Origin of the sequence: Roseobacter litoralis Och 149 (assembly GCF_000154785.2) — a bacterium.
Classification (GTDB): Bacteria; Pseudomonadota; Alphaproteobacteria; order Rhodobacterales; family Rhodobacteraceae; genus Roseobacter; species Roseobacter litoralis.
This window is the reverse complement of record NC_015730.1, coordinates 1,669,754-1,695,358: the sequence shown is the minus strand read 5'-3', so window position 1 is coordinate 1,695,358 and position 25,605 is coordinate 1,669,754. Positions and strand designations below refer to the sequence as shown.

Annotated in this window: 23 protein-coding genes; 12 read left to right on the top strand and 11 right to left on the bottom strand. The window is 56.4% G+C overall.

The features are described from left to right. Positions 1–49: 49 nt before the first annotated feature. Together RLO149_RS07960 and RLO149_RS07955 are read right to left on the bottom strand one after the other, a co-directional pair. Complete coding sequence (locus RLO149_RS07960) at positions 50–319, bottom strand: hypothetical protein (protein WP_013961566.1); 270 nt, start codon at positions 317–319, stop codon at positions 50–52. Continuing rightward, positions 316–3,108, bottom strand: coding sequence for a bifunctional [glutamate--ammonia ligase]-adenylyl-L-tyrosine phosphorylase/[glutamate--ammonia-ligase] adenylyltransferase (locus tag RLO149_RS07955; protein ID WP_013961565.1), 2,793 nt, complete (start codon positions 3,106–3,108; stop codon positions 316–318). Before RLO149_RS07955 ends, RLO149_RS07960 begins: the two co-directional genes overlap by 4 nt. A gap of 276 nt (positions 3,109–3,384) precedes the next feature. Here RLO149_RS07955 and RLO149_RS07950 point away from each other — a divergent pair, with 276 nt between their 5' ends. From RLO149_RS07950 to RLO149_RS07940, 3 genes are all read left to right on the top strand, one after another. Next, positions 3,385–3,804: a DUF2852 domain-containing protein gene (locus RLO149_RS07950; protein WP_013961564.1), complete on the top strand. Its 420-nt coding sequence runs from the start codon at positions 3,385–3,387 to the stop codon at positions 3,802–3,804. Positions 3,805–3,870: 66 nt separating this feature from the next. Further along, the gene (locus RLO149_RS07945; protein WP_013961563.1) at positions 3,871–4,311 is read left to right on the top strand and encodes an RDD family protein; all 441 of its coding nucleotides are present in this window, start codon (positions 3,871–3,873) and stop codon (positions 4,309–4,311) included. Positions 4,312–4,378: 67 nt separating this feature from the next. Further along, a complete protein-coding gene (locus RLO149_RS07940) occupies positions 4,379–5,197 on the top strand; it encodes an arginyltransferase (protein ID WP_013961562.1) in 819 nt (272 codons plus the stop codon). A 21-nt stretch (positions 5,198–5,218) separates the two neighbouring features. Here RLO149_RS07940 and RLO149_RS07935 read toward each other — a convergent pair whose 3' ends face one another. The 4 genes from RLO149_RS07935 to RLO149_RS07920 form a co-directional block, all read right to left on the bottom strand. Further along, on the bottom strand, positions 5,219–5,584 hold the full coding sequence (locus RLO149_RS07935; RefSeq protein ID WP_148264324.1) for a cupin domain-containing protein: 366 nt from the start codon (positions 5,582–5,584) through the stop codon (positions 5,219–5,221). Between the two features lie 227 nt (positions 5,585–5,811). Beyond that, a complete protein-coding gene (locus tag RLO149_RS07930) occupies positions 5,812–8,166 on the bottom strand; it encodes a TRAP transporter large permease (protein WP_013961560.1) in 2,355 nt (784 codons plus the stop codon). Between the two features lie 62 nt (positions 8,167–8,228). Beyond that, positions 8,229–9,158 carry a TRAP transporter small permease subunit gene (locus tag RLO149_RS07925; RefSeq protein WP_013961559.1) on the bottom strand — a complete coding sequence of 310 codons (930 nt, stop codon included), beginning with the start codon at positions 9,156–9,158 and terminating at the stop codon, positions 8,229–8,231. Between the two features lie 128 nt (positions 9,159–9,286). Beyond that, positions 9,287–10,375: a TRAP transporter substrate-binding protein gene (locus RLO149_RS07920; RefSeq protein WP_013961558.1), complete on the bottom strand. Its 1,089-nt coding sequence runs from the start codon at positions 10,373–10,375 to the stop codon at positions 9,287–9,289. Positions 10,376–10,626: 251 nt separating this feature from the next. On the opposite strand from RLO149_RS07920, the gene RLO149_RS07915 reads away from it, so the two are divergent. The 6 genes from RLO149_RS07915 (at position 10,627) to ilvN (ending at position 16,675) form a co-directional block, all read left to right on the top strand. Beyond that, positions 10,627–12,060, top strand: coding sequence for a cache domain-containing protein (locus tag RLO149_RS07915; protein ID WP_013961557.1), 1,434 nt, complete (start codon positions 10,627–10,629; stop codon positions 12,058–12,060). Beyond that, positions 12,057–12,713, top strand: a complete 657-nt coding sequence (locus RLO149_RS07910; RefSeq protein ID WP_013961556.1) for a response regulator transcription factor — start codon at positions 12,057–12,059, stop codon at positions 12,711–12,713. Before RLO149_RS07915 ends, RLO149_RS07910 begins: the two co-directional genes overlap by 4 nt. Before the next feature lie 172 nt (positions 12,714–12,885). Further along, on the top strand, positions 12,886–13,497 hold the full coding sequence (locus RLO149_RS07905) for a hypothetical protein (protein WP_013961555.1): 612 nt from the start codon (positions 12,886–12,888) through the stop codon (positions 13,495–13,497). 396 nt (positions 13,498–13,893) lie between these two features. Beyond that, positions 13,894–15,645, top strand: coding sequence for an acetolactate synthase 3 large subunit (locus RLO149_RS07900; RefSeq protein WP_013961554.1), 1,752 nt, complete (start codon positions 13,894–13,896; stop codon positions 15,643–15,645). After that, a complete protein-coding gene (locus tag RLO149_RS07895; protein ID WP_044025252.1) occupies positions 15,642–15,980 on the top strand; it encodes a hypothetical protein in 339 nt (112 codons plus the stop codon). The genes RLO149_RS07900 and RLO149_RS07895 overlap by 4 nt, the downstream gene beginning before the upstream one ends. 134 nt (positions 15,981–16,114) lie before the next feature. Further along, a complete protein-coding gene (ilvN, locus tag RLO149_RS07890; RefSeq protein ID WP_013961553.1) occupies positions 16,115–16,675 on the top strand; it encodes an acetolactate synthase small subunit in 561 nt (186 codons plus the stop codon). Positions 16,676–16,692: 17 nt separating this feature from the next. On the opposite strand, the gene RLO149_RS07885 is transcribed toward ilvN, so the two are convergent. Then, complete coding sequence (locus RLO149_RS07885; RefSeq protein ID WP_013961552.1) at positions 16,693–17,025, bottom strand: hypothetical protein; 333 nt, start codon at positions 17,023–17,025, stop codon at positions 16,693–16,695. 235 nt (positions 17,026–17,260) lie between these two features. Between RLO149_RS07885 and RLO149_RS07880 the strand changes: the two genes are divergently transcribed. The 3 genes from RLO149_RS07880 (at position 17,261) to RLO149_RS07870 (ending at position 19,539) form a co-directional block, all read left to right on the top strand. After that, positions 17,261–18,058 (top strand): helix-turn-helix domain-containing protein, encoded by a 798-nt coding sequence (locus tag RLO149_RS07880; RefSeq protein ID WP_013961551.1) that lies wholly within the window; start codon positions 17,261–17,263, stop codon positions 18,056–18,058. A gap of 105 nt (positions 18,059–18,163) precedes the next feature. Further along, positions 18,164–19,324 (top strand): aromatic ring-hydroxylating oxygenase subunit alpha, encoded by a 1,161-nt coding sequence (locus RLO149_RS07875; protein WP_013961550.1) that lies wholly within the window; start codon positions 18,164–18,166, stop codon positions 19,322–19,324. Further along, positions 19,324–19,539, top strand: coding sequence for a hypothetical protein (locus tag RLO149_RS07870; protein WP_013961549.1), 216 nt, complete (start codon positions 19,324–19,326; stop codon positions 19,537–19,539). The genes RLO149_RS07875 and RLO149_RS07870 overlap by 1 nt, the downstream gene beginning before the upstream one ends. A gap of 99 nt (positions 19,540–19,638) precedes the next feature. Here the strand turns inward: RLO149_RS07870 and RLO149_RS07865 are convergent, their stop codons facing one another. The 4 genes from RLO149_RS07865 to RLO149_RS07850 form a co-directional block, all read right to left on the bottom strand. Then, a complete protein-coding gene (locus RLO149_RS07865; protein ID WP_013961548.1) occupies positions 19,639–20,424 on the bottom strand; it encodes a DUF2189 domain-containing protein in 786 nt (261 codons plus the stop codon). Positions 20,425–20,495: 71 nt separating this feature from the next. Then, positions 20,496–21,620 (bottom strand): peptide chain release factor 2, encoded by a 1,125-nt coding sequence (gene prfB / locus RLO149_RS07860; protein WP_013961547.1) that lies wholly within the window; start codon positions 21,618–21,620, stop codon positions 20,496–20,498. 85 nt (positions 21,621–21,705) lie between these two features. Next, entirely contained in the window at positions 21,706–24,261 is a 2,556-nt protein-coding gene (locus RLO149_RS07855) for a penicillin-binding protein 1A (RefSeq protein WP_013961546.1), read from the bottom strand. 93 nt (positions 24,262–24,354) lie between these two features. After that, positions 24,355–25,572: an N-acetylmuramoyl-L-alanine amidase gene (locus RLO149_RS07850; RefSeq protein WP_013961545.1), complete on the bottom strand. Its 1,218-nt coding sequence runs from the start codon at positions 25,570–25,572 to the stop codon at positions 24,355–24,357. Between the last annotated feature and the right edge of the window lie 33 nt (positions 25,573–25,605).

Genomic DNA, 25,605 nt, shown 5'->3' with positions numbered 1-25,605 from the left:
GCTATAGCGATTGGCCGAACAATAGCGCCTGTTGGCGTCGTGTTGACGTTCAGTTCCTGGACCTGGACCGCCAACCGCCGCGCCGTCTGGGTGTCGCCATACCCGCCAACCCTTCGTTCATCACATCGTTCATGGGATGCTCCGGGTTGTCACCGACATATTGCGCGATCAGCAGGCGCAACGTTTGTCCCGTATCCTGTTCCATGGGCAAACTTAATGCCCAGTCAAGGAATATGGTGCGGCATTCGGGCTTGGTTATTCCTTCGATCTGGTACGCTTCAAAGATCAGGGCCTTTGGATCATTTGCGTCACCCTTCATGCGAGGTCCCCATTTGTGGCGTAAACTGACAACACCGTAGTCAGTATCTGATCGCAACGCTGGTACCTTTCCGCCAGTTTTGTCTCAAAAGCGTCAAACGATGGACAGTGCAACACATCCGTCAGAAAACCTTGGGCTGCGGGGGCAAGAGTTGCTGCGTCCAAAGGCTGATCGGACAATAGCCGCACCGCAGTATGAAGGTTTAAGAAAAGCGCGGCTGCTGCGGTCAAGTCCGCAGCCTGCTCGGCAGAAAGAACCCCCAGATTCGCCAGATAGGCGATGCCATCGGCTGTTCCATCCATCGGCTTGCCGGTCAAAAGCGCGCCTGCTTGCGCCAAGAGCTCGATTTCCTGCAGGCGCCCGGGTCCGATTTTCGCTTCAAAAAGACCGGGTGGGGATTTGGCCTGCTGCAGGCGCTGTCGCATATCTGCGACCTCTTTCAACACGTCCCCGGTCTTTCGCGGCATTGAAAAAACCTTGCCCTTAAAGGCCGCCACGTCACGGGCCAGCGCCTCAGGCCCCGCGATGACATTCGCGCGCGTCAGCGCCAGATGCTCCCATGTCCACGCCTGATCGCGCTGATAGCTTTGAAACGCAGGCCAGCTGGTCGCGACCGGCCCCTGATTGCCCGAGGGGCGCAGCCGCATATCCACCTCGAACAGTTTTCCCTGCGCCATTGGCGCGCTCAGTGCCGTGATGAGCGCCTGCGTTAAGCGTGCATAATAAACCCTTGATGCCAATGATTTCTTTCCGCCCGACGCTTCCACATCCAGCGGGTCGTAAATGACGATAAGATCAAGGTCGGACCCCGCATTCAACGTCCCCCCACCAAGCGATCCCATCCCCAAAACCACGGCCCCGCGCCCGGGCGCCGCCCCGTGTTTGAGCGCAAAGTTATCAATCACGATCGGCCAGAGGACCGCCAGAACTGCGCGCGCCAGATCGGCGTATTGCACACTGGCTTCCTGCGCCGATATCAACCCGCGCAGCAGATGTACGCCGATGCGAAAATTCCATTCCTTGTGCCACCGACGCGTTGTATCAAGGCGCAATTCATAATCCGTTTCACGCGCCATTTCCTCTTGGAGGGCCTGTTCCAAGCCTGCCTGTTTTGGCCAGTCTGAAAAGAAATCTCCTCCAATCACCGCATCAAACACACCTGCATTGCGCGACAGATACAGCGCCAGCGCAGGTGACGTCCCGGAAATGTCGATGATCAGGTCTGTGAGTTGGGGGTTCGCATCCAGCAGGGAAAACAACTGCACCCCAGCGGGCAAACCCGCCAGAAACCCATCAAAGGCAATCAACGCATCCTGCGGACGCGCTGTGCCGGACAGACGCGCCAGAAGATCCGGCTTGACCCGATCAAAAATCTGCCTGCTGCGCGTGCTTCGAAGTGCGGGATAACTGACCCAACGGTTCAGGATGGAGACATCCAGATTGGCCTGCGGTTCCGGTGCGTCGGGTTTTGAAGGCGCAAAAAACCCTTCGGTCATTTCATGCACCGCCGCCAGTCGCCGTCTGAGGTCTGCTTGCAGAGTTTCCACGTCGGTGGCCATCATCGCGGCGAGGCGCGCAAAGTTCTCGTCCGTTTTGGGCAGGGTGTGGGTTTGCGCATCCTGCACCATCTGCAACCGATGCTCGACCGTTCTATGCGCCACGTAGTGATCGCTCAAGGCTTCGGCGACGTCGGATTCGACCCAGTTCTTTTCAGCCAGAAGCTCAAGCCCCTTGAGCGTCCCCCGGCAGCGCAATTCCGGATCACGCCCGCCCGCGATCAATTGCCGGGTCTGGGTGAAAAACTCGATCTCGCGTATGCCACCCCTCCCCAGTTTCATGTCATGTCCCGGCAACGTGATCGGCCCGCCAAGACCTTTGTGTTCGCGAATGGCCAGCCGCATGTCGTGTGCATCCTGAATCGCTGCGAAATCCAGATGCCGCCGCCACACAAAAGGTGTGAGCGTCTTGAGAAACCTGTTGCCTGCGGTCTCATCCCCCGCCGCGACCCGCGCCTTGATATAGGCGGCACGCTCCCAAGTTCGGCCCAGACTTTCGTAATACTGCTCTGCGGCCTCCATCGCGATGCAGACCGGCGTGACGGACGGATCGGGGCGCAAACGCAGATCGGTTCGAAACACATAGCCCTGCGCGGTAATCTCGCTCAACGTTGCCGCCATGGCACGGGTGGCGCGGGAAAAGGCCGAACGCGCCTGCTGAAACGTGTCGGCGTCGAAACGGGTCTCGTCGAACAGGCAAATTAGATCAATGTCTGACGAATAGTTCAGCTCATGCGCGCCCATCTTGCCCATCGCCAGCACGGCCATTCCTGCGCCGTCCTCGGCGTCGCCCTCATCCATACCGGGCAATTTGCCACGCTGAATCTGGTGGCGCACCGCTGCCTTCAACGCGGCCTGACACGCAGCATCCGCAAGGTCAGTCAAGGCGCCAGTGACCCGGGCCAGTGGCCACGCCCCCCCGAGATCAGCCAAGGCCGACATCACTGCAACCCGTCGTTTCGAGCGGCGCAGACCATTTGCCAGCGCATCCGGCGCATGTGACGCGGTGGTGGCAAGTTCATCCGCGACGGCTTTGTCTATGTCCTCAAAAGCTGTCCTGAGCCACTCCTGCTCCTTTTCAATCAACCCGGCAAGATAAGGGCTACAGCCCGCAGCACCCGCGATCAGAGCGCTGATCTCCGGTCCGAACTCTGGCAGGAGCGCGGCAACGTCCTGCCCTTTCTGCGTATCAAAGGGCGTTGGCACGCGGCGAGTGGCATTGGATAAATTCATATCCAAGGTTTCGCTGTGTGACTGGTGAAGGTCAATCAAATGGCGTCAAAACCACCAAAAAATTTATGCAGGTGGATGAGATGATAGAAAAATACCAACCACAATGATGAAAAAATTTACCTTAATATATTGTTATTAAATAGATTTATAGCCCAATGTAAAAAACATTCACATTTCCCCTTGTGCAAACACGTAAAAAGCACAATCTATCTAATGTGAAAGGCATTCACATACCGGGCCGCCCGGTCGGTTCAACACCAAATGAAAGGCATTTATATGACGACCCTCACGCAGACCCCACCCGCCGCACACCAGCCCGGCTGGTTGACACGCGCCGAATATTGGCTCGACTCGAAAGGCAAAGGCGCGTGGATCGCCGCCATGGTTCTTGGATTCATCCTGTTTTGGCCAATCGGCCTTGCCCTTTTAGCCTATATGATATGGAGCAAACGCATGTTCACTAAATCCTGCCGCCAAATGAAAACGCAATTCGGCCCCATGCGTTCTGTGACACAGCCGTCCGGCAACAGCGCTTTTGATGCCTATAAGGCAGATACGTTGCGCCGGCTGGAAGAAGAGCAAGGCAAATTCGAAGCCTTCCTTGAACGCCTGCGGGACGCTAAAGATAAAGCGGAGTTCGACCAGTTCATGGACGAGCGCGCCAAGAAAAGCGAAGAACGCGCCGCAGAGGCGTGAAGCCCGCAAAACAATGGCTTCCGGAGGTTTTGTCCGGGGGCCAATCCTCGCACAGAAAGCACGAAGATGTCCTCGACACCCGATCCACATGCCCAGCCCGATTTCTACAAAGACGTCCCGCTCAAGCGCCTGCTCGCTTGGGTGATTGACGCTCTGATCACGCTGCTGGCTTGTATCATTATTCTCCCATTCACGGCGTTTACGGGCATCTTTTTCTTTCCGTTCCTGTTTCTGGTGGTGGGGTTCGCCTATCGGTTTGTCACCATCGCAAACAGCTCGGCGACCTGGGGTATGCGTGTCTTCGCCATCGAGTTGCGCCAGTCTGATGGCGGTCGGATGACCCCGGCCAGTGCTTTTGCCCATACCCTTGGCTACACGCTCAGCTGGACAGTGCCCGTTTTTCAGTTGATTTCGATTGTTATGATGGCTGCGACAGAGCGTGGACAGGGCTTGTCTGACCATGTTCTGGGGACCGTAATGATCAACAGACGTGCGGTAATAAGTTAACCTTTGTTATCTTGCCATTTGACCAATGTCCTTGCTAGTCTGCCCCTGAAGACCGGCTAGGAACTACATGCGACATACGTTACCGATAGCACCGCAGTTTTACGTCACGGCCCCTCAGCCGTGTCCGTATCTTGACGGCCGTATGGAACGTAAGCTGTTCACGGCGCTGCAGGGTGAAAGCGCGGACAAGCTGAATGACAGCCTGTCCCAGCAAGGGTTTCGCCGATCGCAGAATGTGCTGTACCGGCCGTCTTGCGCGGAATGTTCGGCCTGTCTGTCAGCACGCATTGATGTATCCGAGTTCGCACCCTCCCGCAGTCAAAAACGGACCATCAGGCGCAACCACGATCTGGAGCGGCGCGCGACATCGCCCTGGGCGTCAGAAGAGCAATATGATCTGTTCCGCTCCTATCTGGACAGCCGTCATGCGGATGGGGGTATGGCGGATATGGATGTCTTTGAATTCGCCGCCATGATCGAGGAAACACCGATCCGCAGCCGCGTCGTTGAGTACAAGAATGAAACCAACGGCGCACTCGTCGGGGTGAGCCTGACGGATGTGCTGTCAGACGGGTTGAGCATGGTCTATTCATTCTATGCACCAGATATGACGAAACGCTCAATGGGCACCTATATGATCCTTGATCACATAGAAATCGCACGCGAAGCCGGGCTTCCCTATGTGTACTTGGGATACTGGGTGCCGGGCAGCCAGAAGATGGGCTACAAGTCAAAGTTCGCAGGTCTCGAAGTCTATATCGGGGGAAGCTGGCAAAAAGTCGAAAACCCCGCAGAATTCACGGCAGAAACGCATCCACTATCGACCGATCCCATCGCAGAGCAGGTCGCGAACATACAACTGCCGGATACGCGCCCGACGCGGTAGCAAGACCAATGATAGCGGTCCTCAATCGTATTGGATAATGACAGCTTCAAAATCGCAATCGCTGGTGACAACCGTATGGTGCCCTTTGCCATGGGTATCCTGCATGTGCCACACGTCGCCCGGTCCAATGTCCTGACACATCCCATCGCTGGTCGTCACCCGTACCGCCCCGGCAAGGCAGATCAGTTTCTGCGCAACAGGCGTGGGGTGAACAGGTTCGTTCCACCCTGCCCTGAGCCGTAAGAAAAGCATCTGCCTGACTGCATCCGGCCGCGACACCTCGATGGATTTGGCGGGTGGTGCAAAGCTTTTTTCTTCCAATGGAACTTCGACGATTTTCCAGTGGCTCTCACCATCGGGATCGGAATAGAGTTTGTGGTACTTCACTAGAGCGTCTGACGAAATACCTGAAACATCAAGTATCACGTAACGCGTTGAAATCTTTGATTTCAGGCAGCGTTATGTGATTCAGGTTTTTCGCATGACGCTTCAAACAACCTTCCGCTGTCTGAATGCGCTTCGAGATATTACTGCCAAGCATAGTCTCAAGGAACACAACCACACAAGAAAAAGGGGGCCCGAGGCCCCCCTTATGATTGCTCGTCTTCGAGCTTTTAGTTCGGGATCAGATCCGGGATGATCGTGACAATGCCCGGGAAGGTCCATAGCAGGGCAAGACCGGCGACCTGGATCAAGACGAAGGGTATGATCCCGCGATAAATATGCCCGGTCGTGACCTCTTTTGGGGCCACCCCGCGCAGATAGAAAAGGGCGAACCCAAAGGGCGGTGTCAGGAAGGATGTCTGCAGGTTCACGGCGATCATGATCGTGACCCATTTGGGATCGAACGTGCCGCCGTAAATGACCGGCCCAACGATCGGTATCACGATGTAGATGATCTCAAGAAAATCGAGCACGAAGCCCAGAACAAAGAGCACGAGCATCACGATCAGGAAGACCGTGAATTCATTATCGAACGACTTGAGGAATTGCTGAATGTAATGTTCTCCTCCAAAGGAGATCACCACGAGGTTCAGCAGTTGCGAGCCGATGAGAATGGTAAAGACCATACTCGTGACCTTGGCCGTTTCCCGCACAACCGGCGACAGGATGCCGGATGTGTAGAGAATCCAGCACGAGAACAGCAGCCCGAAGATTGCATAGAGATAGGCACCATAGGCCACGAAGAACGCAAACCAGCTTTCAAAACCCACATCATCGGTGTTGACGCGCAAATCGAAATTGATGCCGACCAGAATACAGACGATGATCGCCAGCGTAGACCAGATGATGACCTTGGGCGTTTTGTCCTGATCCCGCAGCTTGCGATAGGCGGCAAGCATGATGGCACCACCGGCCCCGAGAGCCGCCGCGGGTGTCGGGTTGGTAATGCCGCCAAGGATCGAGCCGAGAACAGCCACGATAAGGATCAGCGGCGGGAACACGACGCGAATGAGCTCATTGCGCGCGCAGATTTTCGTCGCATAGACCACACCATACATCAGTGCTGCAAATGGCAGGGCCAGAATGACGACCGTCGCACCTGCTGATGTTGCAGGCGAAATAGCGATAATATCGAGCAGTATGATCACGACTGCCCCCATCGCCCCGATAAGCAGCGGTTTGGTTGGCGATGAGGGTGAAACACCCCGCGCTGTGGTCAAAAACAACCCTGTGAGAATGAGGATGATCGCGATCCCGGTTCCGATGGGTGCGGCGTCGTCGATTTTGTCTTGCAGTGCTGTGACGAGTTCTTCTTCGGTCAATGCTTGGGACGCCTGAATGCCACCCGCCGCATCAATATCAACCTGCTGTGCTACCGCCGCGTCCCAAGCCTCCTGACCGTGCAATTCGATCATCGAGGCCTGACACTGCTCACTGACCGTAGTCCTCAGCGATGCCCCCTCACCTATGTCCGAAAAGCGCGAAACATCTGTCGATTGGCTGCCGACCATGCCGAGGTTCCCCAGCAGGATGGTGCCGACAATGATGAGAACCGGTGCGCCAAGGAACCATGTGAAAGCTTCGTTTCGCGTAATGGGTTCGGCGTTCGTGCTGCCCATCTCAACCGCCGGGGCCTTGTCGGGGTTCAGCAGTGCGTAGCCGAATGCATATAACGCATATAGCAGTGCAAGCATGATACCCGGCAGCAATGCGGCCTGAAAAAGTGTACCAACGGAAAGGACCGCAGGTTCCCCGAGATAGGTAAGCGCATCCGTACAGCCCGCCAGACTGGCGCGGCGTTCCTGTGCCGCGGAATACAAATCCCCCGCCAAGGTGCCGAGTAGAACGATCACGATGGACGGCGGGATAATCTGGCCCAAGGTGCCGGAGGCCGCAATCACCCCCGTGGACAGCTCAGGCGAATAGCCGTTGCGCAACATCGTGGGCAGCGCAAGCAGACCCATGGTGACAACAGTCGCGCCAACGATGCCGGTCGACGCCGCCAGAAAGGCCCCCACAACGACGATAGACACGGCAAGACCACCGGGCAGCGGCCCGAAAACCCGCGCCATGGAGGTCAGCAGGTCATTGGCGATCTTGGAGCGTTCCAGCGTGATGCCCATCAGCACGAACATCAAAACAGCCAAGAGTGTCTCGATCGACTGACCGGCCAGCACACGTTCGTTCATGCGGTTGACGACAAAGGACACATTGCGATCCAGCGCCACTTCCCACCCACTGGGGAATACCGGTTCGCCGATACGCGGCAAATCCGGGTATCGGAAAATCGATATCGTGTCAGCCTTGACGCCTGAGTTTACCAGATCACGATAAACTTGGCTGCTGGTGTCTATGGCTTGGTGGATCAGCAATCCGGCGCTGTCCAGCGCCGCGATGATCCCGAAGGAGATAACCCCCGCCCCGGCGATGGCAAAGGCCACCGGAAACCCGGAAAGAATGCCACCAAAGAGGCAGATGGCTACGATGATCAGGCCAACTTCTACGCCGTCTAGACCGAAAAACATGGGCTTTGTCCCTTATACGTCACGCGCTTGAGGCGCTTGTTCTCGCGTTGTTACGCGCGTTGTCAGTGCGTGCCCTCATAGGCTTCTTCACCGTCACCGAGGCTGTCCTTATCGAGGTATTTGCCCGCGCTCTCTTCGCCTTCGCGCCACTCCTGAAAGGAGCGGAAGAACATGGCCATCGCCTGCAGGAACACCATCGCGGTGAACATGCACAAAAGCACCTTGAAGAGGAAATAGCCGTTGAACCCGTTCGGGCTGAAGCCGATGGTTTCAACATTCCAGCGCAGCGCGCGGGATTTGTTCAGCAGACGGTCCAGCGTATCGGATGCAGAGGGGTTCGGCACAATCAGGTGACGCCACATGAAGAACCACCCGTAAAGCCAGATGATCACCGCGACGGGCATCATGAAAAACAGTGCCCCGAACATGTCGATGACTTTCTTGGTGCGGAACCGGACCGAGGAATAGACCAGATCAACGCGCACATGTCCGCCCTGCACAAAGGTATAGGCCATGCACAGACAGACGACCATCGCGTTGTAAAGCTTGAGTTCTTCGGCAAACCAGCTGATGTCGAACTGCAGCGGGATACCAAAGCCAAAGGAAATATCCGGGCGCGTGAAAATCCGCTGCATGAACACGATGATGATCTGCTGGACCACCATCAAAAGACCTGCCCAGGCAAAGAAGCGCCCTACCGTATTGGCAAAGCCTTCAAGGACGCGCACGTAGCCCCACATGATGTTGCCACGCCAGACCCCGATGCCGAGCATCACAAGGAAGGCGGTGAACACGACAAAGAAAAATTCGACCGAACCGCCGTAATAGACAAAGCGCATGATGGCTTGCTTGTCCGACCAGTCCAACCAGAGCGAGGGATGCGCGAGGGCGTAGAAAAAGTTGTAAAATGAAAGTGCGATGTTGCTCAAAAACCAGAGCACTCCGTCCAACAGGATTGCAAACCCGCCTGTCGTAGCCACTTCTTCTTCCATTTTCCCCCCTTCTTTGATCCCGTTTCACATGCGGGTCAAAGCGTTGTTCTAACCCAGTGTCACCCCGGGATGTCAGGCATGCAAGGGGCCAGAGAAATCCTGGCCCCTTGCCGTTTCTTTACAAATGGTTAACCGGCTGCAAGCACGCGGTTACGCTGCTCTACGTAAAAGCCATCCGACTTGAGAAGCCAGTCAGAGCTCTGCGCCAACGATTCTTCGAAGGAGGTACGGATTTTGGCGAACAGTTCGTCGCCCATGTTTTCATCCATGACCGTTTTCGACGCGGCACCAAAGGCATCCCAGACATCGTCCGGGAACTGCAACGTCTTCACACCTTGCGACTGCAGGCGCGCCAGTGCAGCACCATTGTTGGACAGTGTTTCCGCCAGCTGGGTATGCGTTGTCGCCATTGCCGCGTTCGAGATGATCGCCTGATGCGCAGGCTTGAGCTCATTCCAAACATCAAGGTTCATACCGGCCGCCAAAGCGGAACCCGGTTCGTGGAAACCGGCGGTGTAGTAAACCTTGGCAACTTCCTGAAAACCCGCGCGTTCGTCCGCAAAGGGGCCAACCCACTCAAGACCGTCGAGGGCACCGGAGGAAAGCGCCTGATACAGTTCGCCACCGGGAATATTCTGGACCGAAGCGCCCAACTCGCCAAGTACCTTACCGCCAAGACCCGGCATCCGGAACTTCAGACCGTTAAAGTCAGCCGCTGAATTGATCTCATTGCGGAACCAACCTCCCGACTGGGAACCGGAGTTCCCCGCGATGAAGGATTTCAGGTTGAAGATTTCGCCCAGTTCGGTGTGCAATTCATGTCCGCCACCGTGGTGATACCAGTTTGTGACTTCCTGCGCGGTGCCGCCAAATGGCACGGCCGTGAAATAGGCATAGCCCGGATGCTGACCGATGAAATAGTAATCCGCCGAGTGGTAGAGATCCGCCTGTCCAGATGACACCGCGTCAAACACCTCAAAGGCACCAACCAGTTCGCCCGGCGCTTTTTTGTCGATTGTCAGCTGTCCATCGGACATCGCATCAACCATATCGTTGAAGTAGGTTGCCGCATCGTCCAGAACCGCAAAACCGCGGGGCCAGGATGTGACCATTGTCAGGGTACGGTTGCCTTGTGCGTAGGCAGGTGCCGCCAGTGTCGTGGCCGCAGCGGCAGAGCCGCCAAGTGCAGATGTCTTCAGAAATGAACGACGATCCATAAAGATACTCCTCCCGATTATATCGCCTGTCCGCTCCTTGTGGCGCACACGGCTTGTGAAGTAGTCGCGAAAGTAGCGTGATCGGCGCAGAAGGGAATACCTAGTACTGCGTAGATTTCGCACCTAATCCATCGTTTACTCTCGTTTTAGGCGAGCAAAACCGCGTTACACACCACATACGCGTCGCGATTCTGGCGAAAGCCCTGTTTGTGGCCCTTTGATTCGGTTCTCTTTCGCCGTAGCAATGAAGCATGAAGCGGTTCTTGCCTCTTTTCCGACCGAGCTATGCGCAAAAGCTGTCGCTTTTGGCCACGGTGCCCTTGATTGCAGCAGTTGCGGCCATCGCCGTTCTTGTGGCGTTTCAATCGCGTGCCTTGGCCGAACGTGAGGTCCGCGCGCTGGAGACCCAGTTGCTGCAGGCCAAGAAAGCGGAACTGCGCAATTATATCACGCAAGCGCGCAATGGGTTTTACTTCATCTACGGCAACGCCGCACCCGACGATTCCGACGCCAAGAACCAAGTCGCACAAATCCTGTCGGCCATGATTTATGGCACCGATGGCTTCTTTTTTGTCTATGATTATGATGGCAACAGTCTGGTCAGCCCACGCCAGACCCAACGCATCAATCAGAACTGGCTCGAAGAAACCGATACAGAAGGCACGCCAGTTGTTGCCCGCCTGATCGAAATCGCGCGGCAAGGTGATGGATATCTGACGCATCAGTGGCCCAAACCTTCCACCGGGGAAGACGCGCGGATGATCACCTATGTGACCAGCTTTCCCAGTTGGCGATGGGCCGTCGGCACGGGCGTGTTCATCGATGACGTGCTGGCCACGGTAGCAATAGCGCGCGCCGAGGTTGAAGCACGCGTGCAGCAAACCTTTATCTACATCGGTGCGATCACACTCGCCGCCCTGCTGGTCGTTTTCCTGACGGGCATGGTGCTGAACATCCGCGAACGCCGCCTTGCGGATGCCAAGCTGAAACGGCTGACCCAGCGGGTTCTGGACGCACAGGAAGAAGAACGCGGACGCGTGGCGCGTGAGTTGCACGACGGCATCAGCCAGATCCTCGTCGGGGTGCGCTATGCCCTTGATACGGCGCGGCGCAAACTGGAACGCGGTGATCCCAGCGCGGCGGAGCCTTTGGGCAAGGGCATCGAGACATTAGGCGAAGCCATTTCTGAGGTGCGCCGCATCAGCCGTGACCTGCGCCCCGGCATGCTGGATGACCTTGGCCTTGGTCCGGCGATCAAGAACCTGACGGATGCGTTTGGTGAACGCACAGGCCTGCGGACTGAATTCAGCACCGTTGTGTTCCGAAACAGGCTCGATTCCGATGCAAAGATCGCACTTTATCGCATTGCCCAAGAAGCACTCACGAATATCGAGCGGCATGCGCGCGCCACGCAAGTCAGCGTCGATCTGCGCGGCCATGCGCAAGGCGCCACGCTGCGGATCGAAGACAACGGCTGCGGGTTGAACAATGGATCAACGCACCCGTCCCAAGGCCTTGGCTTGCGCAACATGCAAGAAAGGGTCGAGCAATTGGAAGGTGAACTAAACGTATTCACAACGCGCTCCGGCATTGGCACGGTGGTCGAGGTTACCGTTCCGTTGTCCCATTTGCTGCCGCCCGAACCCGAAACTTCTCAGCCCGAAAAACAAAAGCAGACTGCATGACACCAACATCCCCTGACCCGATCAAAGTCCTGATCATTGATGACCACCCTATGGTTGCGGAAGGCATCCAGTCTATTCTCGAAAGCTATGAAGATCTGCGTGTGGTGGGCAGTTGCAATTCGGCGCGTGAAGCGATTGCGCAACTGGATCACTTTGATCCGGATGTGATCCTGATGGATCTCAACATGCCGGATATGGGCGGGCTGACCGCGACCGAGATTGTACTGGAACGCCGCCCCGGCACGCGCATCCTGATCCTGTCGATGCATGACAGCGCTGAGTATATCTCATCCGCGCTGAGCCATGGTGCCATGGGATATATCCTCAAGGATGTGCCCACCGACGAAATCAAACAGGCCATTGATGCCGTCATGGCGGGCGATCAATACCTGTGCACCGGGGCCAGCGGATCGCTGCAACCCAAGGAAGGCGAAGTCCGCGAAGCGCTGACCGGGCGTGAGCAAACGATTCTGCTGCAACTCGCGCAGGGCAAATCGAACCGGGACGTTGCGACGGCCCTCGATATTTCCGTGCGAACGGTTGAGACGCACCGCAAGAACATCAAACGCAAACTGGGTATTTCCAGCACAGCAGGTCTGACGCGATATGCGATGGAACACGGCGTGCTGCAGGGCACCGGCGTCAGTCTGTAACAGGCGCGTTTAACGCAGCTTTTCAGGATGGATTGCAGGGGCAACCACAGACGCTGTGACATCGTGAATGCACTTGGATGCAGTGAGGTTTTGTGACATTCGTCTTTGAAAGTTCGGATTGTCGTCGTACAACGCGGGTCAGCCTGTGATTGTTGCCGTGAAGGAAAACAGAATGTCAGACGCCCCTGCGCGGCCCCTCGTCAAATTACCCGAAACCATTGTAGCTCTGGCCTTGTTTGCGGCGGCGATCATAATCGGCGTCTTGACCGGTTTGCGCGGTATTGAGCTGGCGGACCTCGTGCGTGATCCCGCCGCTATTTACAAATACCCATCCTATATCGGTTTCTTTTCCCATGTCGGCGTGGCCTTGATGACATCGACAGCGGCTGTTACCGGCTTTGCGGTCGCAGTGATGCGCGGCTCTTTCTCCACAAGCCGCGGTGTTCTTCTAGCGGTTTCAGTCTTATCGGCTCTTCTCGTGATCGACGATGTTTTCATGTTGCACGAAAAGGCCTCGCGACTGGGAGAAGTCGCAGTCTTCGGCGTTTACGGTCTGTTGGGCTTGTCTGTCTGGTTCAGGTTACGCAAAATCGACAATCAATATGACATGCGTGGATTAAAGGTTGCGCTGTTTTTTCTTGGATTGTCGGTATTTACGGATGTATTTAAAATTTATGGCCCCTTCGCACATTGGCTGGAGGACTTTTCGAAACTTTCGGGATTTGCTGCCTGGCTTGTGTTTTGGTCCGGCTTTGCGTCGCACAGCCTCACATCCCGGCGGTGACCCCTGATGCGAAGGCGCTGAGCTAAGCGGGCATCCAACGGTCCAGCTTTTTTGCCTGCCGACTTTTCAGAATCAACAACGCTTAGCCGGTAAAGCTACGATTTTGGCTTTAATTCCCTCAAATGACATCTGAACGAAATAATATTACTGGTTTTTCTCACTCAGAGACATATTTTTCTGCGCATCGGCTGTTGACGTACTTGTCAGCCGCTCATAATGTCTCGCGCAACACAACGGAGTCTTACCGAATGAACGACCTAGTGGTCATTGTAGGAAACACGCGCATGGGCCGGTAACGGTAGACCATAGTCTGACCCATGCGCCCCCGCCAAGATCGGGGGCTTTTTTGTGCGCAACAGGTAACTGGCCCATCGGGGCCAACACGGAGAGAATACTATGACACGTCAAATGTCCGGTGCGAAAATGATTGTTCAGGCCCTGATTGATCAGGGCGTGGATACCGTATTTGGGTATCCGGGCGGCGCAGTGCTACCGATTTATGACGAGGTCTTTCAGCAAAACGCGATTCGCCACATTCTGGTGCGCCACGAACAGGGTGCTGTTCATGCCGCCGAAGGCTATGCGCGCGCCACTGGTAAACCGGGCGTTGTTCTTGTCACCTCCGGCCCCGGTGCGACCAACGCGGTCACCGGCCTGACGGATGCGCTGATGGATTCCATTCCGCTGGTGGTTCTCACCGGTCAGGTGCCGACCTTCATGATCGGCTCTGACGCATTCCAAGAAGCGGACACCGTGGGCATCACGCGCCCCTGCACCAAGCACAACTGGCTGGTCAAGGAAACCGAACGCCTGTCCGGCGTCATCCACGAAGCATTTCATGTCGCGACCAGCGGGCGCCCCGGCCCCGTTCTTGTCGACATCCCCAAGGACGTGCAATTCGCCACCGGCACCTATTCGCCGCCCAAACCCTCCACCTCGCATTACCAGCCCAAGCTGAAAGGCGACATGGAAGCGATCACCGAACTGGTGGCTGCGCTTGAAAAGGCCAAGAAACCGATCTTTTACACGGGCGGCGGCGTAATCAACTCAGGCCCTGCAGCCAGCCAATTGCTGCGCGAACTGGTGAAGGCCACAGGCTTTCCGATCACCTCTACGCTGATGGGCTTGGGGTCCTACCCGGCATCCGGTGAAAAATGGATTGGCATGTTGGGGATGCATGGTTTGTACGAAGCCAATATGGCGATGCATGATTGCGATCTGATGATCAACATCGGCGCGCGTTTTGACGACCGGATCACGGGGCGGCTCGATGCGTTCAGCCCCAAATCCATCAAGGCACATATCGATATTGATCCCTCGTCCATCAACAAGGTCATCAAGACCGACATCCCCATTGTCGGCGATATCGCCCATGTGCTTGAGGATATCCTCAAGGTCTGGAAATCCCGCGGGCGCAAGACGAATTCAGAGGCGGTCGCCAAATGGTGGGCGCAGATCGAGCAGTGGAAGACAGTGGATTGCCTGAAGTTCACCCAACAAGGCAAGATCATCAAACCGCAGTACGCGTTGGAACGGCTCGAAGCACTGACCAAAAAATATGACCGCTACATCTGCACCGAAGTGGGCCAGCATCAGATGTGGGCCGCGCAATATCTGGGCTTTGAAGATCCGAACCGCTGGATGACCTCCGGTGGTCTGGGCACGATGGGCTATGGCTTCCCCGCGTCGATCGGTGTGCAGGTCGCGCACCCGGATGCGCTGGTGATCAACGTGGCGGGTGAAGCGTCGTGGCTTATGAACATGCAGGAAATGGGCACGGCCATTCAATACCGCCTGCCCGTCAAACAGTTCATCCTCAACAACGAACGCCTCGGTATGGTGCGCCAGTGGCAGGAACTGCTGCACGGGGAGCGCTATTCACACAGCTGGTCCGACGCCCTGCCCGATTTCGTGAAACTGGCCGAAGCTTTCGGGGCCAAGGGCATCCTGTGCTCCGACCCTGATGATCTGGATGACGCAATCATGGAGATGCTGACCTACGACGGCCCGGTGATCTTTGACTGTCTGGTGACCAAGCACGAAAACTGCTTCCCCATGATCCCGTCGGGCAAGGCGCATAACGAAATGCTTCTGGGGGAAGCGGATACGCAGGGTGTGATCGATGCCAAAGGAAGCGTTTTGGTGTGATCAAACAAAGCTCGCTTTATACGATTCTGGCCACTGCGGTTTTGGTAGGTTGCGCTGCCCCCAATCAACAAAACGGTGTAGAAATCCGACAGGTCTCGAAAATCGTTCTGAGTAAAACCGGCATGGAAAAGTACGTGGAGTTCCGCCAAACAGCTCCCGTTTACAGCGCAATGTATGTAACATCGGACGGCCGTGGGGGCGGTCGGTCGCGTGGCGATAAAAACTTGGTACAAAGCAAAGAGAACGCGTTAGAAAATTGTCGGTACTTTAATCCAGAAAAATCGTGCATTCTATACGCGGTTGCGGTTCCAGAAAAGAGCGAAACATACGAATGAAAGAACTGTACCGAAACCGCGCAAAAACTGAATTTGCCAGACTACGGAAAACTAGGTGCAGAGCGCACACGTCGAAGTGCAAAAGAGCGGAAAAGAACTTCCGCACATGGCCATAAGAAATTGAGGACATCATTATGTCACCGCTAAAAATCAAAAAAGGCTCAAACAGCCATTCTGCCTATAACCTGCGTCCCACATTCTCGGATGTGATCGAACGGCACACGCTCGCGGTACTTGTCGAAAACGAACCCGGTGTGCTGGCGCGTGTCATCGGGCTTTTTGCAGGTCGCGGGTACAACATCGACAGTCTGACCGTCGCCGAAGTGGATGAGACGGGGCATCTTTCGCGCATTACGATTGTAACCTCTGGCACGCCGCAGGTGATCGAGCAGATCAAGGCGCAGCTGGGGCGCATTGTCTCGGTGCACGACGTGCATGACCTGACGGTCGAGGGGAAAAGCGTGGAACGCGAGCTGGCCATGTTCAAGGTCGTGGGCCAGGGCGACAAACGGGTCGAGGCACTGCGTCTTGCCGATATTTTTCGCGCCAATGTGGTCGACAGCACCCTCGAAAGCTTCGTGTTCGAAATTACCGGCGCACCGGAAAAAATCGATGCTTTCGCTGACTTGATGCGCCCCTTGGGCTTGGCTGAGGTCGCACGAACCGGTGTCGCGGCCTTGTCCCGCGGGGAGTAACCCCCGTCATTCACATCTTATGGGCAGGCTGCTTTGGCCTGCTCATTCCAAGGTGAAAAATCCACCACCTGCCCTCTTTTGCGCAGGCTCAGGTCTTCGATCTGGGCAGCATCGCGCAGCACATCCGGCAGAGCCGGTCCGACCTTTTCAATCACGAGGCGTGGGTTATGCGCCAATCGGGTTGATTGCGACATTTCCATGTCAAATTGCACAAGATCGCCTGCATCGAAAAAGTCACCGGACCGCAGAACCTCGTCCGACGGGTTCACGTATGCCAGGTCACCCTGATCTTCGCACCAGATAACCGCCTTGCGGTCCGAAGCGTCGCTCCACAGCACTACGCCCAACATGTGATCTTCCAATTCTTCAATGTCTTTTTTCAACTATACCAAGAAGTTAAGACATTAAGACACCAAAAAAGTGACACCGTACGCTTGGTTTTTGTGTCCACATGCGGTACAGTCGACACAAATCAAGACGGCAGTGACGCCATTTAGCGTCAGTTTCGGGTGACCAGAAGTAACCATTACGTGTAAAGCAATTGCTGATACAATTTATGCATGTAAACCACACCGAAGGACGATAATGCGCACCCCTGCCCGATCCCCCGCTCAATTGCGCAATATGTTCGGAGCAAATTTGCGTCACCTGTCTGAATCTTACCCGTCGGTGTCTTCACTGGCGCGTCAACTCGGCATCAACCGCACGCAGTTCAACCGCTATTTGAGCGGCGAGAGTTTTCCCAGACCAGACGTACTGGCCCGCATTTGCGATTTCTTTGATGTAGATGCGCGGGTATTGCTGGAGCCTGTCGATCAAATCGGCCCCAGCTCGGGGCCTGTGATGAGCGGTTTTCTAAAGGACTTCATGGGCGAAAAAGTTCAGCAGGTCCCTGAAAATGATTTTCCCAGCGGATTTTATCAGTTTTCCCGTCGGAGCTTTGTCAAGGAAAACCAATTCGTGCGCGGTTTGATTTATGTTCTGCGTCAGGGGAATGACACGCACATCAAAGGCTACGAGCCCAAACTCGCAATGGCCATGCAAGGCATCCCCCCAGCCCCGCAGGCGCGCGAATATCGTGGCTTTGTGCTCAAGGTGGAGGACGGCGTGGTGATCGTAACGTCCCGGCGCAACGGGCTGACGGCTTCAATGAACTTTTTGAACCGCGTCACGTCATTCGAAAACAACTTCTGGGTCGGCTATGCCACACGCACAGCCCGTGAGAATTCAGCATCAACACGTGTCACACGTTTGGTTTATGAACATTTGGGAAATGATCTTGAACGCGTGATGCCCATCGCCCGGTACACCGGGTTTTGCGCCCTTGAGGACTTGGTCGCGTTTCACCAAAACCTGCTGCAACACAAAGACCCGATGCGATAAGCTTCTATCCGATGTCGCCCTAAAGCTACTCAGGTCGCTGTCGCGACAGCCCATACGCGCACGTTCGGTATTTTGTTTCAGACATCCATCCTTAGGAGTTCTGACATGGAAAATCGTGTCTCGGATTTATCCTCTGTTCGCCGCCCGATCGCGCAGGCAAACGGTTTACCAAACGCGCATTACACTGACCCCGCCGTTTTCAATGTGGAAAAGCACGCACTGCTGTTCGAGGGATGGTCGGGGCTTGCCGTGGCTGCTGATGTCCCTGAAACAGGTGATGCGGTGCCACTCGATTTTCTGGAAATGCCGCTTTTATTGATCCGGGATCGCCAAAACAAGGTGCGGGTGTTTCAGAACATCTGTCGCCATCGCGGGATGATCCTCGTGGATGCGCCGCGCAAAATCGAGGGTGCCATCAGATGTCCCTACCACAGCTGGTGTTACTCGACAGAGGGCGCTCTGGTCAGCACCCCGCATGTGGGCGGGCCTGGCCAGAACACGCATGACGGCATCGACCGCGCGCTTTTGGGGCTCATAGAAGTGCGCAGCCATATCTGGATGGGTGTGGTCTGGATCAACGTGTCGGGCACCGCAGAGGATTTCGACGTTGCAAATGCCAAAATGATGGCGCGCTGGCAGGAATTTGACAAACCACTGCATCACGGCGGCACCGAGAGCCGCTTTACCCTAGAGGTGAATTGCAACTGGAAACTGGCGGTCGAAAACTATTGTGAAAGCTATCACCTGCCTTGGGTGCACCCCGGCCTTAACAGCTATTCACGTTTGGAAGATCACTATCATATCGAAGAGGATGACGCGTTTTCAGGACAAGGCACGCTGGTCTACCGCCAGATCAGAGACGCCGAGGGGGGCACTTTTCCAGATTTCGACGCGCTGAGCGACAAATGGGATACGGCCGCGGAATATATCACCGGGTTTCCGAATGTGCTGCTGGGGGTTCACCGCGATCATACATTCGCCATCATTCTGCAACCGGTCGGGCCTGAGAAAACGCTTGAGCATGTCCACCTGTTTTACGCAAGACCAGACACCAGCGACACCCTGCGCATCCGGAACGCAGAGCAGTGGAAAACGGTTTTTGCAGAAGATGTCTTTGTCGTCGAGGGCATGCAACGCGGTCGCCACGCCGTGTCGTTCGATGGCGGGCGGTTTTCGCCTGCCATGGATGGGCCGACGCATTTGTTCCACGCTTGGGTCGCGGGCAAGATCGAACACGCCCGCGCACAAAAGCAAGCGGCGGAATAATGTCGCTTGACGCAAAGCTGCTCGCCGCACATGCGGCGGGCGATAAGGATCGTTTGGTTACCCTTTATACGCAGGCGGCGGCCAGCGCGGACGATCCCGATGCCGCCGGGTTTTATCTCACCCACGCCTATGTTTTCGCGCTTGAGGCTGGCTTACCGCAAGCGGCTGATCTGCGCGCCCAACTGGTTGAGATGGGCCGCGAAGAACCACTTTAGAGCGTCTGACGAAATACCTGACACATCAAATATCACGTAACGCGTTGAAATCTCTGATTTCAGGCAGCGTTACGTTTGTCAGGTTTTTCGCATGACGCTTTAAGGGCTTACGATCATCTCTCGATAAAGATGCCATGAACTGTGCCCCAACAGGGGTAACGTGATGAAAAGGCCAAAGAAGCCCGGCAGCATGGAGGCGAACACCACAACCGCGATAAAGGCGGCCCAGATCAGAAAGACGACGGGGGAAGATTTGACCGCCTGAATGCTGGTAATCATCGCGGTGACAAAATCGATCTCCCGGTCCAGCAGCAGCGGCAATCCGATCACCGCGATCGAGAAAATCAAAACCGCGAAACCGGCCCCCACAGCCGTTCCGAATGCCAGCATCATCAGCCCGTTTGAGGTCAGAAAGACCTCAAAGGAACTCGATACATTGGTCATGGTGGACAGCCCAAGGAAGAGGGCGAAGATCATGTGGCCCAGAAAAAACCAGAACATGAAAATAACCACCATCATCGTGCACATTGAAGGCAACTGCCGGTGGCGCTGGTTCAGGATCACGCCAAAGATTTCCCCGGCGGGCACAGGCAGGCCCGCTTCGAGCCTACGCGACACCTCATAGAGTCCGACGGCCGCAAATGGCCCCAGCAGCGGAAAGCCAATCGCCGCGAGCACCAGCCAAAAGGTATGCCCGGTTTCGGCGGTGATGATCGTCATCACCCAGCCTGCGAGGACGTAAAATGCAGCAAACAGAATGCCGTAAAGCGGTTTGGCTTTGAAATCGGACAGGCCTTTTTTCAAAGCCGCGCGCAGCATATCGAAATTTGCATCGCGCAACTCCGGCGCGCCCGGTTTCAATTCACCCTCTGCAATCGCCGCCACGGAAGTCTCCTCTTCGTACTCGACCGATTAAAACGTGCCTGAGTTGCGGTGTTATGTCAAAATGGAATTGATCAGCCGTTTTGCGCTTCGGCCCGTGTCTTTCCAGATGCATCCAGTGCAAGGGTCGCCGCCATGAACCCATCCAGATCACCATCCAGAACCCCCTTGGTGTCGGAGGTTTCAAAATTGGTGCGCAGGTCTTTGACCATCTGATAGGGCTGCAGCACGTAGGAGCGGATCTGATTGCCCCATCCGGCATCGCCCTTGTTTTCATGCGCCTCGTTAATGGCCGCGTTGCGGCGGTCCAGTTCCATTTGATACAGGCGCGATTTCAACGCTTTCATCGCGATGTCGCGGTTCTGGTGCTGGGATTTTTCCGAACTGGTCACCACGATGCCAGTGGGATGGTGCGTGATCCGAACGGCGGAATCGGTCGTGTTGACGTGCTGCCCGCCCGCGCCTGAGGACCGGTAGGTGTCGATGCGGATATCCGAAGGGTTCACGTCAATGTCGATATTGTCATCCACCACCGGGTAAACCCAGACCGAGCTGAAGGAGGTATGTCGCTTGGCCGCGCTGTCAAAAGGCGAGATGCGCACCAAACGATGCACGCCGCTTTCCGATTTGAGCCACCCATAGGCATTCAGCCCGGTGATCTTGTAAGTCGCGGATTTGATCCCCGCCTCGTCGCCGTCGCTCATGGACTGAAGTTCGACCTTATAGCCCTTCTTCTCCGCCCAGCGGACATACATGCGCGCAAGCATATTCGCCCAGTCGCAGCTTTCGGTGCCCCCTGCCCCTGCGTTGACCTCAAGAAAGGTATCGTTGCTGTCGGCTTCACCATCCAGCAGCGCTTCGAGTTCCTTTTTCGCCGCGGTCTCTTCCAAAGCGCGCAATGCGTTTTCGGCGTCAGTTATGACATCCGCGTCGTCTTCCATCTCGCCAAGTTCGATCAGTTCGATGTTGTCAGCCATCTCCTGCTTGATGTTGTCATGGGTTGCCATGGCATCCACCAGCATCTGACGGTCCCGCATCAGTTTCTGCGCCGCATCCGGATCATCCCAGAGCGTCGGATCCTCCACGCGCGCGTTGAACTCCTCAAGCCTGTAGGGGGCGGTTTCGACATCCAGCCGCTGGGCCAGCAGGTCCAGCGATTTCTGTATTTTTTCAATGGTGTTCTGGACGTCTGCGCGCATGTCAGCCTCGGAAAACTAGGGTTACTTCCTGATAGACCAGCACCACGGCAGCGGCAAGGCACCGGCGGCGATTACACCCTGAGGATCAGTATAGCCCGCCGGAACTGAGCGTGCCGAAATTGGCATTGGGGCCGACCTCGATCGTTTCCCCGGTCGAGGTCGTCACCTCCTGACGCTTTCCGGGCTGCACTTCCTGAACCAGCGGCAAATCCTGACCCATGGCAAAGCCTCCATCGAACATGACACCGAACAATGGCTCTTCACCGCTGCGGAAATACTCAGCTACAACCGCATCGCCCGTGGCATCATCGTTCAGACGTGCACCGGTGAAACGGTCGATCTTGATAAAGCGACCGCCATTTGGCACCTCAAACGGGCCGCCGCCATATTTTTGCGTCGCTTCTTCCATGAACCGCTGGAACACCGGGCCGCACATGCCGCCGCCTGATGCGCCCCGCCCCAACGACCGGGGCTGGTCATAGCCGATGTAGCAGCCCGCAACGATGTTGCTGGTGAATCCGATAAACCAGACGTCTTTGGCGTCATTGGTTGTTCCGGTTTTACCGGCAGTCGGCACAGGCAGGTTGACCGTGCGCGCAGCAGTGCCGCGATCAACAACACCCTTCATCATCGAGGTTAGCTGATAGGCGGTGATCGGGTCCATTACGCGTTCCCGGTTCGAGATGATGCGCGGGCCAAAGCCGGGATCAAGGCTGGCCAGTTCACAATCGAAACAGTAGCGTTCGTCATGGCGGTAAATCGTGCGCCCGTAGCGGTCCTGCACCCGGTCCACCAGCGTCGGCTGCACACGTTCGCCCCCATTGGCAAACATCGCATAGGCAGCCACCATCCGGTAGAGCGTGGTTTCCTCAGACCCCAGCGCATTGGCCAGAAAGGTGCCCATGTTGTCATAAACGCCAAAACGTTCGGCATAATCGGCCACAACATCCATGCCGACCTCTTGCGCCAATCGCACAGTCATCAGGTTTCTGGAGCGTTCAATGCCGGTGCGCAAAGGAGTAGGTCCGTAGAATTCGCGCGACGCATTGCGTGGCCGCCACAGGCCTTGCGGCGTGTTGATCTCAATCGGGGCGTCTATGACGATGGTGGCTGGGGAATAGCCACTGTCGAGCGCTGAGGCATAGACAAAAGGTTTGAAGCTTGATCCCGGTTGGCGGCGCGCCTGTGTGGCGCGGTTAAACACGCTGTCCTGATAGGAAAACCCGCCCTGCATTGAGATCACGCGTCCGGAATTAACGTCCATGGCGACAAAACCGCCCTGCACTTCCGGAACCTGTCGCAGGCTCCAGCGGATAAAGCTGTCGTCCTCATCCGAGGTCATGGCGCGAACATGCACCACGTCGCCGACCTCAAGCAAATCACCCGCCCGCTGCGCCTTGCCGCTCAGAGAACCGTCGCGCCGCTTTTTGCGCGCCCAAGTGACGTCTTGCGCCGGGATGAAATGGCCGTCTTCGTCTTCAACGACGCCTTCGATGCCAATGCGCGCCGAAGTTTCGCCGACGGATAAAACCACCGCCGGATACCACGGGCCGTCCAGATCAATATCACGCGCGATGTCAACTGCCGCGAGGGCCGTGCGCCATGCCGTTTCATCGCCCAGCTGTCCCGGGTCAATCCGCGTTTGCGGTGCGCGCCAGATGCCCTGACGGCGGTCATATTCTTCCAACGCGCGACGCAGAGATTCGGCAGCAAGTGGCTGCAAATCCTGATCAATCGTCGCGCGCACGCTCAGCCCACCGGTAAAGAACTCGCCTTCACCAAAGTCTTCGCTCAACTGTCTGCGAATCTCATCCGTGAAATAATCACGCGGCGGCAACTCCGCCCGGAAGCTTTCGAAATCCCCGTTTTGCACCGATCGCAAGGGCGCGGCGACCTCGGTTTCATAAGCGGTCTGCGTGATATAGCCGTTTTCCATCATTTCCTTGAGCACGAAGTCACGACGCGCCTGCAGGCGCTCTTTCTGGCGCACGGGATGATAATCGCTGGGTGCTTTGGGCAAGGATGCGAGGAATGCCGCCTCATGCGCCGTCAGATCGCTCAGCGGTTTGTTGAAATAGGTCTGTGCGGCTGCCGTGACACCATAGGAATTCTGCCCCAGAAAAATCTCATTCAGGTAGAGTTCAAGGATCTGATCTTTCTCAAGCGTTTCCTCAAGCCGGGAAGCCAGAATGATCTCCTTGATCTTACGCTCCGCACGTCTGTCACCGGAGAGCAGGAAATTCTTCATCACCTGCTGCGTGATGGTCGACGCCCCGCGCACATCCTGTCCGCGCGATTTCACCGCATCGACCGCCGCCGCCCCGATGCCGCGCAGATCATAACCGTCGTGCTGATAAAAATTCTTATCCTCTGCCGAAATGAAGGCCTGTTTGACCAGATCGGGGATGTCCTCGGCCGGGGTAAACAGTCGCCTTTCCTTGGCGAATTCATCAATGATCTGCCCCTGACCGGAATAAATCCGACTGATGGTGGGTGGGGCATATTGCGCGAGTGATTCGTGGCTTGGCAGATCCTTGCCGTAGACCCAGAAAATCGCACCAATGCTCAGCACAACCATGCCCAAGCCCATGGTTATGGTCGTAAAAATACCACCCAGAAATGACAGAATGAATCGAAACACGAAAAGCACGCACCTTTGTTGACGTTACAGACTTGGGTATAAGTGTTTCTGGCGTCATGGTCAAAAGAGCGTGACGTCATAAGCACGTGATCGCTACTGCCTTATCAGCCCGCGCAGTGCCGCGTCCTGCGCGCGCCATTCCAGAACCGCGCGCGCCATGGCATCCACCATTTTGCTGCGCCACTCAGGGTTGCGCAGGTTTTCCAGATCGCGCGCGCTGGAGAGAAACCCGACCTCTACCAAAACGGACGGGATATCGGCGGATTTCAATACTGAAAAACCCGCCTTCCTGAGGGGTCTGTTGTTCATCGGCCCCCCGGAGGCTGTCATACTCTGGATCAGTGCTTGCGCCAGCGCCTTTGATCGCGGCTCTGTTTCCAGACGTGCCAAATCAAGCAAAACGGTGGTCACAGCATCATCCGACCCGGTCAGATCAGCACCTGCGATGATGTCCGCCCGGTTGTGGCGCGCCGCCAGATGCGCGGTTGCTGTATCGCTGGCCTCATCGGACAACGTGTAGACCGTTGCGCCCTGCGCCCCCCCTTGGCTCAGTGCATCTGCATGTAATGACAGGAATAAATCAGCGCGGGCGCGGTGGGCCTGCGCCACGCGGTTTTGCAGGGACACAAAAACATCCCGGTCACGGGTCAGCACGACATCCACATCCGCCGCACGGATCAAGGCGTCGCGAAGCTCAAACGCAACATCCAGCATCAAGTTTTTTTCCGACAGACCTTCGCGCTCCGCGCCGGGATCAATGCCGCCGTGACCCGGATCAATAACGACAACAAACCGATCGTCAGACACGGCGGGCTGCACCAGATCAGGCTGCGCAGTCGGCCAGACAGAGCTTTCAGGCACGCCGGACGCCATGGCAAAGGTTTCTGGGTCCGTCGACCGCAGGGTCATGTTCAGAATCGCCCCGCCTGTGACCTCATCAACTGTCATGCCAATCTCGTCAGGCAGCATCGGCTGCGCCAGATCCGCGACCAGCCGCGACCAGCCGGGCTGAAAGACGCCGAAACGCAGCGCGTCGATGCTGGTCCCCTTGTTCAGCAGCGCATCCGCCTGCACGCCTGACCAGTCCACTTCACGGAAATCCACGACCAGACGCGGGGGCTGATCGAGGGTAAAGATGCGATACGGCACGCCCTGCGACAGGGTCAGCTGCATGTCCAACCGGCCAAACCAGTTCTGTTTGATGTGGCTGTTGGCCGTGTCCACCCGCGCAACGCCGGACAGGTCCTGCGCATTCAACGGTGCTGCCAACACGCCCAAGACAAAGGCGCAGAGTTTCAAATGTCGGATCATGGGCTGCTCGGCCAGTTTGTTTTGCCGAACCCT

Excerpts from the sequence above, each read along its gene's own strand:
- RLO149_RS07905 (WP_013961555.1), top strand. The coding sequence starts at position 12,886 with ATGTCAGACGCCCCTGCGCGGCCCCTCGTCAAATTACCCGAAACCATT.
- RLO149_RS07960 (WP_013961566.1), bottom strand. The coding sequence starts at position 319 with ATGAAGGGTGACGCAAATGATCCAAAGGCCCTGATCTTTGAAGCGTAC.
- RLO149_RS07875 (WP_013961550.1), top strand. The coding sequence starts at position 18,164 with ATGGAAAATCGTGTCTCGGATTTATCCTCTGTTCGCCGCCCGATCGCG.
- RLO149_RS07940 (WP_013961562.1), top strand. The coding sequence starts at position 4,379 with ATGCGACATACGTTACCGATAGCACCGCAGTTTTACGTCACGGCCCCT.
- ilvN (WP_013961553.1), top strand. The coding sequence starts at position 16,115 with ATGTCACCGCTAAAAATCAAAAAAGGCTCAAACAGCCATTCTGCCTAT.
- RLO149_RS07910 (WP_013961556.1), top strand. The coding sequence starts at position 12,057 with ATGACACCAACATCCCCTGACCCGATCAAAGTCCTGATCATTGATGAC.
- RLO149_RS07885 (WP_013961552.1), bottom strand. The coding sequence starts at position 17,025 with ATGTTGGGCGTAGTGCTGTGGAGCGACGCTTCGGACCGCAAGGCGGTT.
- RLO149_RS07850 (WP_013961545.1), bottom strand. The coding sequence starts at position 25,572 with ATGATCCGACATTTGAAACTCTGCGCCTTTGTCTTGGGCGTGTTGGCA.
- RLO149_RS07880 (WP_013961551.1), top strand. The coding sequence starts at position 17,261 with ATGCGCACCCCTGCCCGATCCCCCGCTCAATTGCGCAATATGTTCGGA.
- RLO149_RS07950 (WP_013961564.1), top strand. The coding sequence starts at position 3,385 with ATGACGACCCTCACGCAGACCCCACCCGCCGCACACCAGCCCGGCTGG.
- RLO149_RS07900 (WP_013961554.1), top strand. The coding sequence starts at position 13,894 with ATGACACGTCAAATGTCCGGTGCGAAAATGATTGTTCAGGCCCTGATT.
- prfB (WP_013961547.1), bottom strand. The coding sequence starts at position 21,620 with ATGCGCGCAGACGTCCAGAACACCATTGAAAAAATACAGAAATCGCTG.
- RLO149_RS07945 (WP_013961563.1), top strand. The coding sequence starts at position 3,871 with ATGTCCTCGACACCCGATCCACATGCCCAGCCCGATTTCTACAAAGAC.
- RLO149_RS07915 (WP_013961557.1), top strand. The coding sequence starts at position 10,627 with ATGAAGCGGTTCTTGCCTCTTTTCCGACCGAGCTATGCGCAAAAGCTG.
- RLO149_RS07920 (WP_013961558.1), bottom strand. The coding sequence starts at position 10,375 with ATGGATCGTCGTTCATTTCTGAAGACATCTGCACTTGGCGGCTCTGCC.
- RLO149_RS07930 (WP_013961560.1), bottom strand. The coding sequence starts at position 8,166 with ATGTTTTTCGGTCTAGACGGCGTAGAAGTTGGCCTGATCATCGTAGCC.
- RLO149_RS07925 (WP_013961559.1), bottom strand. The coding sequence starts at position 9,158 with ATGGAAGAAGAAGTGGCTACGACAGGCGGGTTTGCAATCCTGTTGGAC.
- RLO149_RS07955 (WP_013961565.1), bottom strand. The coding sequence starts at position 3,108 with ATGAATTTATCCAATGCCACTCGCCGCGTGCCAACGCCCTTTGATACG.
- RLO149_RS07870 (WP_013961549.1), top strand. The coding sequence starts at position 19,324 with ATGTCGCTTGACGCAAAGCTGCTCGCCGCACATGCGGCGGGCGATAAG.